This window comes from Shinella zoogloeoides, from assembly GCF_033705735.1.
GTDB lineage: Bacteria > Pseudomonadota > Alphaproteobacteria > Rhizobiales > Rhizobiaceae > Shinella > Shinella zoogloeoides_A.
This window is the reverse complement of the sequence record NZ_CP131130.1, coordinates 796,871-810,411: the sequence shown is the minus strand read 5'-3', so window position 1 is coordinate 810,411 and position 13,541 is coordinate 796,871. Positions and strand designations below refer to the sequence as shown.

Below are 13,541 nucleotides of genomic sequence, written 5' to 3'. Positions count from 1 at the left end.
CGGAGCTTGGCAAGCGCATGACGCTTCCAAGACAGGATTCTTTTCGCAAGCGTACCGGATTCGTCAAATCAGACCTTCCCGGCCATTAGACCAAAGTCTAAGACTGTTCCTGCTCGCTTGTCATTTTGCGAGCAACTCCCCCGCGTCACAGAGCCAAGCGTGACGCTTGTTTTGCCCCGCCATAGTGCGGGGCTTTTTCTTTTCGGGGATTTCCGCGGTTCAGCGGACCTGGTCGAGCAGGCGCTTGCATTCCAGGAGATCGTAGAGCGCCTCCTGCAGGAGGGCGCGGTCCTCCTTGCCGACGCTGGTCTTGCCGAGCGAGATTTCCGGTGTCTCCTCGCCGCCGCCGACGAAGGAGAAGAAGCGGCGGCTGGCCGGCGCCTTGGCGCGGCCGACGATCTGGTCCTCGTCGCTGCCGGCCTTCGGCGGGGGCGGCTCCTCATGGCTGGCGGCCGCCAGCGCCTCGACGGTCGCAAGGTCGCCGCTGGCGATCGCCGCGACGAACTTGTTGCCATTGACCTTGAGCAGCTTCTGCACGCCCTTGATCGTATAGCCGTGGTCGTAGAGCAGGTGGCGGATGCCCTTGAGGAGATCGACGTCTTCCGGGCGATAGTAGCGCCGCCCGCCGCCGCGCTTCATCGGCTTGATCTGCGTAAAGCGCGTTTCCCAGAAACGCAGCACATGCTGCGGCAGGTCGAGATCGTCGGCGACCTCGCTGATGGTGCGGAAAGCGTCCGGACTCTTGTCCATTCTACCCTCGATGAAAGCTCACGTCGGCGCACGAGAAGCGTGCCGCCGAATCGTATTCATTTCAGCGGGTTGCCGGGCGATATTCAAGTTTCAAATTGCTAATGCCCGGCAACAGGCGGGAAAATCGCTCAGGACGCGGGAGAAGCGGGCTTCTGCTTCGCCTTGCGCGCGAGATGGGCCTTCAGCACCCGCTGCTTGAGAACATTGGACGCCTTGAAGGTCATGACGCGGCGCGGCGAGATCGGCACTTCCTCGCCGGTCTTCGGATTTCGCCCGATGCGCTCGTTCTTGTCACGAACCTGGAATGTCGCGAAGGAGGAGAGCTTCACGCTCTCGCCCCGCACGATGGCGTTGCAAATCTCGTCGATCACGGTTTCGACAAGCTCCGCGGATTCTGTTCTGGAAAGGCCGACCTTCCGGAAAACCGATTCGGCCAAATCTGCGCGTGTCACCGTCTTACCGCTCATCGCTCCTCACCGATTTCCTATTGAAAGCCTATGGTTAAGTGGCGGAAGAGTATTGTCCTTGCCCCCTCGGGTCAAGCGGGCCTGCTGCGCAGTCTCACCTTACCAGCGAAGCAGCACCGCACCCCAGGTGAAACCGCCGCCCATCGCCTCCAGAAGGACGAGGTCACCCTGTTTGATACGGCCGTCGGCGGCCGCCGCCGCAAGGGCCAGCGGGATCGATGCCGCCGAGGTGTTGCCGTGCTGGTCCACGGTGATGACGACCTTCTCCAGCGGGATTCCGAGCTTCTTGGCCGAACCGTCGATGATGCGCTTGTTGGCCTGGTGCGGCACCAGCCAGTCGACGTCCTCGGCGGTGAAGCCGGTGGCGTCGAAGGCCGAGACGATGACGTCCGTGATCATGCCGACCGCATGCTTGAAGACCTCGCGGCCCTCCATGCGCAGATGGCCGACCGTGCCGGTGGTGGACGGGCCGCCGTCGACGAAGAGCTTGTCGCGGTGCGCGCCGTCGGAGCGAAGCTGCGTCGACAGGACGCCGCGGTCCGCATTGGTCCCCGCCCCTTCCTGCGCTTCCAGCACGATGGCGCCGGCGCCGTCGCCGAAAAGCACGCAGGTCGTGCGGTCGGTCCAGTCGAGGATGCGCGAGAAGGTCTCCGCGCCGATGACGAGGACGCGCTTCGCAAGCCCGCCGCGGATATAGGCGTCCGCCGTCGTCACGGCATAGACGAAGCCCGAACAGACCGCCTGCACGTCGAAGGCGAAGCCATGGGACATGCCGAGGCGGTTCTGGATGTTGACGGCCGTCGCCGGGAAGGTGTTGTCCGGCGTGGAGGTGGCGACGATGATCAGGTCGATGTCGGCGGCGGTGAGGCCGGCATTGTCCAGCGCGGCGCGGGCAGCGCCCTCGCCGAGCGAAGCGGTCGTCTCGCCCTCGCCGGCGATGTAACGCTGGCGGATGCCGGTGCGCTGCACGATCCATTCGTCGGACGTGTCGACCATGCTTTCCAGTTCGGCATTGGTGAGCACCCGTTTCGGAAGCGCCGTTCCGAAACCGCGAACCACTGAACGAATCATCCTATACCTCGTCGGTCACGCCCGGGGCGCCTTCGACAGGCCGGCCCGCGTGATACTTCTGCAAATCCCGTTCGATCTTGTCCCTGAGGCCGTTGCGGACCATGTCGTAGCCGACATCCACCGCCGCGGCGAAGCCCTCGGCATCCGTGCCGCCATGGCTCTTGATGACGATGCCGTTGAGGCCGAGGAACACGCCGCCGTTCGTCTTGCGCGGGTCCATCTTCTCGCGCACGCGGTCGAAGGCGCTCTTGGCGAGAATGTAGCCGAGCTTGGCAAGCCAGGTGCGCGACATGGCCGCGCGCAGGTATTCGGCGATCTGCCGCGCCGTGCCTTCCGCCGCCTTCAGGGCGATGTTTCCTGAAAACCCTTCCGTGACCACCACGTCCACCGTGCCGCGACCGATATCGTCGCCTTCCACGAAGCCGTAATATTCAATCGTGTCGAAATTGGCCTCGCGGATGAGCTGGCCGGCGGCCTTGACCTCTTCCTGGCCCTTGATCTCCTCGACGCCGACATTGAGGAGGCCGAGCGTCGGCCGGTCGATCTCGAACAGCGCGCGCGCCATGGCCCCGCCCATCAGCGCGAAGTCGAAGAGCTGGCTCGCATCGGCGCCGATCGTCGCGCCGATGTCGAGCACGATGCTCTCGCCCTTCAGGGTCGGCCAGATGCCGGCGATGGCCGGGCGCTCGATATTGGCCATCATGCGCAGGCAGAACTTCGACATGGCCATCAGCGCGCCGGTATTGCCGGCGGAGACGGCGACATCGGCCTCGTTTTTCGCCACCGCATCGATCGCCTGCCACATGGAGGACTTGCCGCGGCCGCGGCGCAGCGCCTGGCTCGGCTTCTCGTCCATGGCGACGGAGACGTCGCAATGATGGAAGGTGCTTGCAGCCTTCAGCTTGGGATGCTGCGCCAGAAGCGGCTCGCATTCGGCGGCATTGCCATAAAGTACGAAGCGGATCTCGGGATGTCGTTCGAGAGCCTTGGCTGCGCCCGGGATGGCGACCTTCGGACCGAAATCGCCACCCATGACATCGACGGATATTCTGACCACGCGAGTCTTGCCTTACTAGCCTTGATTCTTGTTCCAACGGCAGAGGGGTCACTACAGCGGAATTCGGCCAAAATACCGCTTTTCGCCGGGTGCACAACTGAATTATCGGGCGCTTGCCGGGCCGTTCAGTCTTTTTTCCAATCCTTCAGAACGGCGAAGGGCGACGGTTTGCGATCGTCCTTGTCCGTGCTTTCGATGTGGTCGCCGAAGGCGACATCGGCCCTGCGGGGATAGGGATCGATGGCGAGCGCCGCATGTTCGGCGGCCACCACGCCGGCATCGATGGTGTCGCCGGTGAAGACTTCCGGCGCATCGGGACCATCGGGATCGAGCAGCATCTCGCCGGTTTCGGACGAGACCGGCAGGCGCGCCAGCTTGGATCCCTCCGGCACGAAGACCACTTCCACCGGCTCGTCGATATGGGATTCGACCGGGTCGAGCGTCACGACGCAGGCCTGCACGATATCGGCGGTCACGCGCCCCTTGAGGCGCACGCCGTCGCGCTTCCAGCGCATGACCTGGAAGGTCGCCGACAGCGCCTTCACCTCGAGCACCGACCAGAGCCCGGCGAGGCCGGCCCTTTCCTCTGCATCGGCGCTGATCGTCACCTCGACCGGGTTGGCCGAGATATGGCCCACCTTCACGGGGTAGGAGAATGGCGCGTCGTCGTCTTTCTTCATCACATGTCCCTCGCCGCTTCAGGCGGCGTTTTCTTCGGTGCCGGGCTCGATCACCTCGAGCAGGCCGGCCCGGACCACATCTTCACCGGCCTCCCCCATCGCCTTCTCGACGGCGACGAAATACTCCGCCAGTCCCTCCATTGAGGGAGCCTCAAGACCCGCCGCCGGATGGATGTTCCGGCGGAGCGCCTCGGCAAGCGCGGCGCGGTCGCCGGCATCGAGTGCGGCGGCATAGGATTCCAGCCGGCCGTAGAACATGCCGGCGAATTTCTTCATGCGCTTCGGCACGCCGACATCGCCCACGCCAAGCTCGCGAATCGAATGGTCAACGTCCTCGAAGAAGGCGTCGACGATCTCCTGAGCGATCTCCTGGCCCGACGTGGCGCTTACACGCGTGCGCCGGAAGTAAAGGATCAGCATGGCCGAGAGCATCTCGAAACGCCCCATGACCGTGTCAGGAACGTCAAGTCTCTCATAGAGATAGGGATGACGCGCCGCCTTTGTCAGGGTCGCATACTGCTTTTCGACGATGCGCCGGTTGCCGTTTTTTTTGCCGAACAGGCCGAAAATCATCATAAAGCCTAGTTTTGCCCGATTCAAACCATGGTGCCGTCGCAAGTCATGTTGCATGACGGTCGAAGCTGGTTTACCGAAGCAGGCATGAATTGCAATGGCTGCGCGGCCATCATCGTCCCGGGGATGTTGTGAAGAGAGATTCTGCGAATATGAAGCTGTTGCGTAACGCCGCCATTGCCGTCACCCTCTCCGCATCCGTTCTGACGGCCTGCCAGGGCCCCAGCGAAGTCCTCTATCAGGGCTATGTCGTCGACCAGGAAACGCTGGCGCTCGCACCCGTTGGCTCCTCGCGCGAGCAGGTTCTGCTTTCGCTCGGCACGCCATCCTCGACCGCGACGTTCGACAACGAAGTCTTCTACTACATCTCGCAGAAGCGCAGGCGCGCGGCCGCCTTCATGAAGCCGAAGGTCATCGAGCAGAGCGTGCTCGCCGTCTATTTCGACAAGGACGGCAATGTGGAGCGCCTCGCGAACTACACCCTGCAGGACGGCAAGGTCTTCGACATGATCGCCCGCGTCACACCGACGGGCGGCGCCGAAACGACCTTCCTCGGCCAGCTTCTGCGCGGCGGCGCGAACCCCGGCAGCGTCATGAAGAGCATGCTGGGCGGCAACAACTGACGCCCATCCGGAAGGATGAAACAAGAAACCCGCGGGGATCGCTCCCCGCGGGTTTTTGTTTGATCGCCGTCCGGATCAGGCGAGAACGGCGAGCAGCAGCAAGGCCACGATATTGGTGATCTTGATCGCCGGGTTCACAGCCGGGCCGGCCGTGTCCTTGTAGGGATCGCCGACCGTGTCGCCGGTGACGGAGGCCTTGTGGGCTTCCGAGCCCTTCAGGTGACGGGTACCATCCTTGTCGACGAAACCGTCCTCGAAGCTCTTCTTGGCATTGTCCCATGCGCCGCCGCCGGAGGTCATGGAGATCGCCACGAACAGGCCGTTGACGATGACGCCGAGCAGCGAGGCGCCGAGCGCCGCGAAGGCCGAGGCCTTCGAGCCGGAGATGAGCAGCACGCCGAAATAGACGACGAGCGGCGCCAGCACCGGCAACAGCGAGGGAATGATCATCTCGCGGATCGCCGCCTTGGTCAGGATATCCACCGCGCGGCCGTAATCCGGCCGCTCGGTGCCGGCCATGATGCCGGCCTTCTCGCGGAACTGCCGACGTACTTCCTCCACGATGGAACCCGCCGCCCGACCGACGGCGGTCATCGCGATACCGCCGAAGAGGTAGGGGATGAGGCCGCCGAAGATGAGACCGGCCACCACGTAGGGGTTGGAGAGATCGAAGGAGATCGTGCCGATATCCGCGAAATACGGATATTTGTCGCCGTTCGCCGCGAAATAGGCAAGGTCGTTCGAGTAGGCGGCGAAAAGCACCAGCGCGCCGAGGCCGGCCGAGCCGATCGCGTAGCCCTTGGTGACGGCCTTGGTCGTATTGCCGACGGCGTCGAGCGCGTCGGTGGACTTGCGCACCTCCGGCGGCAGGTGGGACATTTCGGCGATGCCGCCGGCATTGTCCGTAACCGGGCCGAAGGCATCGAGCGCCACGATCATGCCAGCAATGCCGAGCATGCCTGTGACGGCGATACCGGTGCCGAAGAGGCCGGCGAGCTGGTAGGTGGCGATGATGCCGCCGACGATGACGATCGCCGGCAGCGCCGTCGATTCCAACGAGACGGCAAGGCCCTGGATGACGTTCGTGCCGTGGCCGGTGACGGACGCCTGGGCGATGGAGTTCACCGGGCGCTTGTTGGTGCCGGTATAGTATTCGGTGATCACCACGATGAGCGCCGTCACCAGAAGCCCGAGCAGGCCGCAGATGAAGAGGTTCGTGCCGGTGATCTCCTTGCCCGCCACCGTGCCGAGGCTGCCCCAGCCGACCGTGAGCGACGTCGCGGCCCCAAGGCCGAGGACCGAAAGCACGCCCGTCACGATGAGGCCCTTGTAGAGGGCGCCCATGATCGAGCCGTTCGAGCCGAGCTTGACGAAGAAGGAACCGATGATCGAGGTGATGATGCAGGCGCCGCAGATGGCGAGCGGATAGATCATCGCGCTCGCGAGGATCGGCGTGGCCGCGAAGAAGATCGCCGCGAGGACCATGGTGGCGACGACCGTCACCGCATAGGTCTCGAAGAGGTCGGCGGCCATGCCGGCGCAGTCGCCGACATTGTCGCCCACATTGTCGGCGATGGTGGCCGGGTTGCGCGGGTCGTCCTCGGGAATGCCGGCCTCGACCTTGCCGACGAGGTCACCGCCGACATCCGCACCCTTGGTGAAGATGCCGCCGCCGAGACGGGCGAAGATCGAGATCAGCGATGCGCCGAAGCCGAGCGCGACGAGCGCGTCGATAACCTCGCGCGAGGCCGGTTCCTGGCCGAGGACGCCGGTCAGGATCCAGTAGTAGATGGAGACGCCGAGAAGCGCGAGACCCGCCACCAGCATGCCGGTGATCGCGCCCGACTTGAAGGCGATGTCCAGGCCGGAGGACAGGCTGACGGACGCGGCCTGCGCCGTGCGCACATTGGCGCGGACGGAAACATGCATGCCGATGAAGCCGGCAACGCCCGACAGCACGGCGCCGATCAGGAAACCGATGGCGGCCGTTGCGGAAAGCAGTAGCCAGGTGCCGATGAAGACGACGACCCCGACGATGGCAATGGTCTTGTACTGCCGGGTGAGATAGGCCTGCGCCCCTTCCCGGATATAACCTGCAATTTCCTGCATGCGGGCATTCCCCTGGTCGGCGGCCAGCACCGACTGTGTCGCCCAGATGGCATAGACCACCGAGAGCAACCCGCATGCGATAACGCCAAACAATATGGTCATTTCGCTCTGTCCTCCTTGGAGGCTCCGGGGTCCTCTCCCCGCAGCCGAAAAGCGCCAACTCCCCTTGCCTCCTCACAAGTGGAAACCGGCGCGGCCAGAGTGCGTTTGCGAATCGGTTGCGTCAAGCCGCTGCACCGCGGCAAGCGCTTCTAAAAAACGGATTTTTCGAGGCGGCTCGGTGCGAACCGATTAGACGGCAGCGCGGCGCGTGCGCAAAAGCAGGAGCAGTACCAGAACGAGGCTGACGCCGGTGATGGGCCAGAACATCAGGTTGATCGCCTGCCAGCCATAGGTGTTGAACACCTTGCCGGAGGAGAAGGAGGCGAGCGCCACCGCCCCGAAGAGGATGATGTCGTGGAAGCCCTGCACCTTGTCGGCCTCGTGCGGGCGATAGCTGGAGGCGACGATGGCGGTGGCGCCGATGAAGCCGAAGTTCCAGCCGATGCCGAGCAGGATGAGCGCACCCCAGAAATTCCACAGCGCGATGCCCATATGCGCGACCCCGGCGCAGCCCATGAGGATGATGAGGCCGGCGGCGACCACCTTTTCCGTGCCGAAGCGCTGGATCAGCATGCCGGTGAAGAAGCTCGGGGCGAACATGGCAAGTACGTGCCACTGGATGCCGAGCGTCGCCATTTCCGGCGAGAAGCCGCAGCCGATGACCATGGCGAGCGGCGCGCCGGTCATCATGAAGGTCATCAGTGCATAGGAGGAAATGCCGCAGACCATGCCGGTCAGGAAGCGCTGGGTCAGCACGATCTCGCGCAGCGGCCGCACGGGCGCACCGCTGGCGGCGCCGGCCGCCTTGTGGTCGGGCAGGCGCAGCAGGAAGAACAGGACGATGGCGAGGCCGCAGAGCGGCGCGAGCGCCACGAAGGCGCCGGCGAAGAGCACGGGCTCGAAGAGGTCCTTGGTGAGGATGACGACCTGCGGGCCGAGGATTGCCGAAATGACGCCGCCGGCGAGGATCCAGGAGATGGCGCGCGGCTTGTAGAACGAGGGCGAGGCATCGGCCGCGGCGAAGCGGATCTTCTGCGCGAAGTCGCTGGAAATGCCGACGAGCATGAAGCCGAGGGCGAAGAGCCAGAAATCGCCGCGGAAGAGCGCGATGGCCGCGATCAGCCCGCCGCTCGCCCCGACCAGCGCGCCGACGACGAAGCCGTAGGCGCGCCCGAGCAGGCGCGCGGCGATGGCGACGAGAACGGCGCCGAGCGCCACGCCGACATTGAAGCCGGTCAGCGGGGCGGTCGCCAGCGACTTGTCCGCGCCGAGCAGGTTGTAGCCGGCAAGGCCACCGACGGAGAAGACGATGGGGCCGGACGAGGCGAGCAGCGCCTGCGCGAACATCAGCAGGAAGACGTTGCGGCGCGCGGCCGACAGTTCCCGTTCAAGACCTTCGACCGTGCCGACGCTCATCGTGCCTACCGTTTACTTGCGTGTATCCGTCCGAACCTGCCTGGCGATGCGGTCGAGAACCGCGTTCACCAGCTTCGGCTCCTCGTCCTCGAAGAACGCCTTGGCTATCTCGACATATTCCGTGACGATCACGGCGACCGGCACGTCCTTGCGCTCGCGCAGTTCGAAGGTGCCGGCGCGCAGGATGGCGCGGACCGTCGAATCGAGGCGCGACAGCGCCCAGTCGTCCTGCAGCGCCGCGCCGATCAGCGGATCGAGCTGGCGCTGGTCGCGCACGACGCCCGAGACGATGGAGCGGAACCATGAGGGGTCCGCCTTCAGATAGGTGTCGCCGTCGAGTTCCTGGCCGAGGCGGTGCGCCTCGTATTCGGCGACGATCTCCAGCACGCCGGTGCCGCCGATATCCATCTGGTAGAGCGCCTGCACGGCGGCAAGGCGCGCCGCGCCGCGCTGGTTGGCCGGTTTCACCGGCTGCTGGTTCTTCTCGGTGGTCACTGTTCGCCGCCCAGTTTCTTCTTCAGCTCGATCATGGTCAGCGCCGCGCGGGCCGCGAAGCCACCCTTGTCACCTTCCGAGCGGCGGGCGCGCGCCCAGCCCTGCTCGTCGTTCTCGACCGTCAGGATGCCGTTGCCGATGGGGAGGGCCTCGCTGACGGAGAGGTCCATCAGCGCGCGGCAGGATTCGTTGGCGACGATGTCGAAATGGTAGGTCTCGCCGCGGATGACCATGCCGAGCGCGACGAATCCGTCATACCAGGTGCCGGCATTTTCCATGCCGTCGAGCGCCATGGAGATGGCGGCCGGGATTTCGAGCGCGCCCATGACGGTCACGATGTCGTAGGTCGCGCCGGCCGCGTCGAGCGCGTGCTTGGCGCCGTCGAGCATCGCATCGGCCATGTCGTCGTAGAAGCGGGCCTCGACGATGAGGAGATGGGGATTATCGGTGTTGGCCATGAATCACCTGAAAATTGGAAGCAGGCCACGCAATTGCGGGCGGAAGCGGCGGTCAAACCACGACGGACGGGGCTTGGCAAGCGTTTTCCGCCCCCTGCGGCGTTTTCCGCCCTCCCCGCATGGCCGGCCCTTCGGAGGACGGAACCGTCGGCTACCGGGAAGACGAGCCCGGCGCCTGATCTCAGGCGGCGAGCGACACGCGATTGCGGCCGCCGCGCTTGGCCTCGTAGAGCGCCTTGTCGGCGTTACTGAGGAGGGAATCGAAGCTCGCGCAGGCCTCGTTGCCGAAGGCGATGCCGGCGCTCACGGTGCAGCTTATGGAGCGCCCGCCGATGGGGATCAGCTTGGCCGCGAAATCGGCGCGGATGCATTCGGCAATGTGCTGCGCCCGGTGCGGCAGCGTGCGGTCCAGCACCACGACGAACTCCTCTCCGCCCAGGCGGGCGACGCAGGCCGCCGCGCCGCAGGCATCGCACAGCACCGCGGCGAAGGCCTTCAGCACCGCATCGCCGGCCGCATGGCCGTGGCGGTCGTTGACCGACTTGAAGCTGTCGAGGTCGAAGGCGATGGCCGCCCGGTGCGCACCGACCGTCTCCTCGCCGTAGCGGTCGAAGAGCGCCCGCCGATTGAGAAGGCCCGTCAGCGCATCCGTATTGGCGGCGCGCTGGTGGTTGCGGGCGACACGCCACTGGTTGAGCGCCAGCGACATGGCGCCAATGCCGCTTATGCCCATGATCGCCACGACAAGATTGAGGTTTTCCGCCCAGTTGTCCGGCGCATGGCCGAGCACCATGCGGCCATCGTGAATGAGCACGCCGGCGCACAGGATGAAGGACAGCGCCGTCAGCAGGTAGAGGATGACCATGCCGGTGAGCGGCAGCGGCGCCTCGTCCCGGCCGCGCCAGTATTCGCCGGCCGTGGCGACCAGCGCCGCAGCGATCAACAGGTTGAGCGCGACGAAGCCTGCGCCGTCATAGCCGGCCACCAGCCAGGGGAGAGCAATGGCCGAGCTCGCGAGGAAGGCGGCGAGGATGCGGCCGCGGCCGCGCCGGCCCGTGCGGAAACGATAGGCCGCGCCATAGATGAAGGCGAAGCCGAGGAACTGAAGCGCGAAGGCAAGGCATCCGATCCGGAAGTCGGGGTTGTCGAAATAGATGCTGTAGACCACGACGGCCGGAACGATGCAGCCGATGCCGAGGGACCAGGAGAGCAGGAAGCGCTCGACCTGGGCGGACATCCACGTGGCGAACAGAGTGGCGGAAAGGCAGAAGCCCGCCAGCCCGATAGCCAGGAGAAGAGTGTTATAGTCCGGCATCATGCACGAGCGTCCCCAGGTCCGATGCCGCACCCTAGGAGCGCAGAAGTATCGATATCGTTACCTCGGAGATGGCTTGCCGCCGATTTCCTGTGCCGTTTCGCAACGAACCTCGAGATTGTCACGCCGCGGTCACGCCCGGATGCAACCGGACGCAACCCTGTTGCCCGTCCGCCGGCCTTTTACCGGCGAGGACGAGCCAATGCGCCTGCTTCGGAAGGTTCTCTCCTACGCCTTCGGCGCAGGGAATTCCGCCAGCCGGGCGGCGTAGCGCGCCATGGTGTCGACCTCGAAATTGACGAAATCGCCGGCCTTGCGCTCGCCCCAGGTGGTGACCTCCAGCGTGTGGCGGATGAGGAGCACGTCGAAGACCGCGCCATCGACCGCGTTGACGGTGAGCGAGGTGCCGTCGAGCGCGACGGAGCCCTTCGGGGCGACGAAGCGCTCCAGTCCTTCCGGCGCGCGGATGCGGAAGCGCGTGGCATCGCCCTCCGCCTCGACCGAGAGGATTTCCGCCTTGCCGTCGACATGGCCGGAGACGATGTGGCCGCCGAGTTCGTCGCCGATCTTCAGGGACCGTTCGAGGTTGATGCGCGTTCCGGCCGTCCAGGTGCCGATTGTCGTCAGCCGCAGCGCCTCTTCCCAGGCCTCGACCTCGAACCAGCGGGCATTCGTGCCCTCCTCCGGCAGTGCCGTCACGGTGAGACAGGTGCCCGAATGGGCAATGGAGGCGCCCATGTCGATGGTGGCGGGGTCGTAGTTCGTGCGCACGCGCAGGCGGACGCCCTCGTTCATGGGCTCGATCTTCTCGACCGTTCCGATATCCGTGACAATGCCGGTAAACATCAATCGTCTCTTTCGTATTCTTGCAGGACATCCGCGCCGTAGCGCGCCGTGTGGCGAAGCGAGAAGCCGTCCGGCATCCGCCCGGACACAAATGGGGATGCGACCCCGTCCTTGCCAATGGCCTTGGGCCCGGTAAAGAGCGAAATGCGGCCGACGAGGCCGGCATCGAGGAAGGATTGTGCCGTGCGCGCGCCGCCCTCCACCAGCAGCGAGGAGATGCCGCGCGTCGCCAGCGCCGTCAACAGGGCGTCGAGCTTGCGCGGATCGCAGATCAGCACCTCGACGCCGAGCGCCTCCAGTGCCGCCTGGCGCGCGAGGAAGCCGGGATCGTCCCTGCGGTCCCTTTCCGTCACGGCGATGACCGGCACCGTTTGCGCCGTCTGCGCCAGTTTCGAGGCCGGCGGCAGTTCCAGCCGCGGATCGAGCACGATACGCACCGGCGAGCGGGCCTCGAGGCCCGGCAGGCGGCAGGTGAGTTCCGGATCGTCGGCGAGCGCCGTGCCGATGCCAATAAGGATCGCATCTGTCTCGGCGCGCAGCACATGCACCTGTCCGCGCGACACCGGGCCGGTGATCGCCACCTGTCCCTCGCCCAGCCGGCCGAGCATGCCGTCGGCGGAAACGGCAAGTTTCAGAGTCACATAGGGCTGCTTCTTCGTCTGTCGATTCAGGTAGGCGGCAAGGGCCTCCCGGCCGGCTTCCTCCAGAACGCCGGTCTCCACCGCGATGCCGGCATCGCGCAGCATGGCAAGGCCCCTGCCCGCGACGCGCTCGTCCGGGTCCGTCACCGACACGACGACGCGGGCGATGCCGGCGGCGATCAGCGCCTCGGAGCATGGCGGCGTCTTGCCGTGGTGGGAGCAGGGTTCAAGGGTGACATAAGCTGTCGCACCGCGCGCCGCCGCGCCCGCCTCGGCGAGCGCCTGCGTTTCCGCATGCGGCCTTCCGCCCGGCGCGGTGACGGCCGAACCGACGACCACGCCGTCCCTGACGATCAGGCAGGCGACGGAGGGATTGGTAGAGGTCAGGCCAAGGTTGAGGCGGCTGAGGCGGATCGCCGCCGCCATGAAGCGCTTATCTTCCGCCTGAGAAGACATCTAGCCGTCGGCGCCCGGATCCCGGGCGATCTTGGCGGCGACCTCGGCGAGGATCTTCTCGAAGTCGTCGACATGGGAGAAATCGCGGTAGACCGAGGCGTAGCGCACGAAGCCCACGTCATCGAGTGCCTTCAGCGCCTCCAGCACCTGGAGGCCGATTTCTTCCGAGGCGATTTCCGTCTCGCCGGAGCTTTCGAGCCGGCGGACGATGCCCGAGACCGCGCGTTCGATGCGGTCCCGGTCGACGGGCCGCTTGCGAAGCGCGATCTCGAAGGATTTCAGCAGCTTGTCGCGGTCGAAGGGGGCCTTGCGGCCCGTCTTCTTGACGACCATCAGATCCCGCAGCTGCACCCGTTCGAAGGTCGTGAACCGACCGCCGCAATCCGGGCAGATGCGCCGGCGGCGAATGGCGGCCCCGTCCTCTGCGGGACGGGAGTCCTTCACCTGCGTATCTTCCGAACCGCAATAGGGGCAGCGCATTC

Annotated in this window: 15 protein-coding genes; 1 reads left to right on the top strand and 14 read right to left on the bottom strand. The window is 65.5% G+C overall.

Annotation, left to right across the window (positions count from 1 at the left end; genetic code table 11):
- Nucleotides 1-219: 219 nt before the first annotated feature.
- The 6 genes from ShzoTeo12_RS03965 to ShzoTeo12_RS03940 form a co-directional block, all read right to left on the bottom strand.
- Nucleotides 220-750, bottom strand: a complete 531-nt coding sequence (locus ShzoTeo12_RS03965; RefSeq protein ID WP_119258756.1) for a MerR family transcriptional regulator — start codon at nt 748-750, stop codon at nt 220-222.
- A gap of 128 nt (nt 751-878) precedes the next feature.
- Nucleotides 879-1,217 carry an integration host factor subunit alpha gene (locus ShzoTeo12_RS03960; RefSeq protein ID WP_064329714.1) on the bottom strand — a complete coding sequence of 113 codons (339 nt, stop codon included), beginning with the start codon at nt 1,215-1,217 and terminating at the stop codon, nt 879-881.
- Between the two features lie 99 nt (nt 1,218-1,316).
- The gene (locus tag ShzoTeo12_RS03955) at nt 1,317-2,288 is read right to left on the bottom strand and encodes a beta-ketoacyl-ACP synthase III (RefSeq protein ID WP_318911347.1); all 972 of its coding nucleotides are present in this window, start codon (nt 2,286-2,288) and stop codon (nt 1,317-1,319) included.
- Nucleotide 2,289: 1 nt separating this feature from the next.
- Nucleotides 2,290-3,345: a phosphate acyltransferase PlsX gene (plsX, locus tag ShzoTeo12_RS03950; protein WP_119258758.1), complete on the bottom strand. Its 1,056-nt coding sequence runs from the start codon at nt 3,343-3,345 to the stop codon at nt 2,290-2,292.
- Nucleotides 3,346-3,470: 125 nt separating this feature from the next.
- Nucleotides 3,471-4,025, bottom strand: coding sequence for a DUF177 domain-containing protein (locus tag ShzoTeo12_RS03945; protein ID WP_318911346.1), 555 nt, complete (start codon nt 4,023-4,025; stop codon nt 3,471-3,473).
- 18 nt (nt 4,026-4,043) lie between these two features.
- Entirely contained in the window at nt 4,044-4,598 is a 555-nt protein-coding gene (locus tag ShzoTeo12_RS03940) for a ubiquinol-cytochrome C chaperone family protein (RefSeq protein ID WP_318912368.1), read from the bottom strand.
- A gap of 152 nt (nt 4,599-4,750) precedes the next feature.
- Here ShzoTeo12_RS03940 and ShzoTeo12_RS03935 point away from each other — a divergent pair, with 152 nt between their 5' ends.
- Nucleotides 4,751-5,221 (top strand): outer membrane protein assembly factor BamE, encoded by a 471-nt coding sequence (locus tag ShzoTeo12_RS03935; protein WP_119258760.1) that lies wholly within the window; start codon nt 4,751-4,753, stop codon nt 5,219-5,221.
- Nucleotides 5,222-5,296: 75 nt separating this feature from the next.
- Here ShzoTeo12_RS03935 and ShzoTeo12_RS03930 read toward each other — a convergent pair whose 3' ends face one another.
- The 8 genes from ShzoTeo12_RS03930 to nrdR all read right to left on the bottom strand — a co-directional run bounded on the left by ShzoTeo12_RS03930 (nt 5,297) and on the right by nrdR (nt 13,539).
- The gene (locus ShzoTeo12_RS03930; RefSeq protein WP_318911345.1) at nt 5,297-7,432 is read right to left on the bottom strand and encodes a sodium-translocating pyrophosphatase; all 2,136 of its coding nucleotides are present in this window, start codon (nt 7,430-7,432) and stop codon (nt 5,297-5,299) included.
- A gap of 189 nt (nt 7,433-7,621) precedes the next feature.
- On the bottom strand, nt 7,622-8,848 hold the full coding sequence (locus tag ShzoTeo12_RS03925) for an MFS transporter (RefSeq protein WP_318911344.1): 1,227 nt from the start codon (nt 8,846-8,848) through the stop codon (nt 7,622-7,624).
- A 12-nt stretch (nt 8,849-8,860) separates the two neighbouring features.
- Entirely contained in the window at nt 8,861-9,343 is a 483-nt protein-coding gene (gene nusB / locus ShzoTeo12_RS03920; protein WP_119258763.1) for a transcription antitermination factor NusB, read from the bottom strand.
- Nucleotides 9,340-9,801, bottom strand: a complete 462-nt coding sequence (gene ribH, locus ShzoTeo12_RS03915; RefSeq protein ID WP_119258764.1) for a 6,7-dimethyl-8-ribityllumazine synthase — start codon at nt 9,799-9,801, stop codon at nt 9,340-9,342. Before ribH ends, nusB begins: the two co-directional genes overlap by 4 nt.
- 181 nt (nt 9,802-9,982) lie before the next feature.
- A complete protein-coding gene (locus ShzoTeo12_RS03910; protein WP_318911343.1) occupies nt 9,983-11,119 on the bottom strand; it encodes a GGDEF domain-containing protein in 1,137 nt (378 codons plus the stop codon).
- 225 nt (nt 11,120-11,344) lie between these two features.
- Entirely contained in the window at nt 11,345-11,962 is a 618-nt protein-coding gene (locus ShzoTeo12_RS03905) for a riboflavin synthase (RefSeq protein WP_318911342.1), read from the bottom strand.
- Nucleotides 11,962-13,059 carry a bifunctional diaminohydroxyphosphoribosylaminopyrimidine deaminase/5-amino-6-(5-phosphoribosylamino)uracil reductase RibD gene (gene ribD / locus ShzoTeo12_RS03900; RefSeq protein WP_318911341.1) on the bottom strand — a complete coding sequence of 366 codons (1,098 nt, stop codon included), beginning with the start codon at nt 13,057-13,059 and terminating at the stop codon, nt 11,962-11,964. The genes ShzoTeo12_RS03905 and ribD overlap by 1 nt, the downstream gene beginning before the upstream one ends.
- The gene (gene nrdR, locus ShzoTeo12_RS03895; protein WP_119258768.1) at nt 13,060-13,539 is read right to left on the bottom strand and encodes a transcriptional regulator NrdR; all 480 of its coding nucleotides are present in this window, start codon (nt 13,537-13,539) and stop codon (nt 13,060-13,062) included.
- Nucleotides 13,540-13,541: the final 2 nt, after the last annotated feature.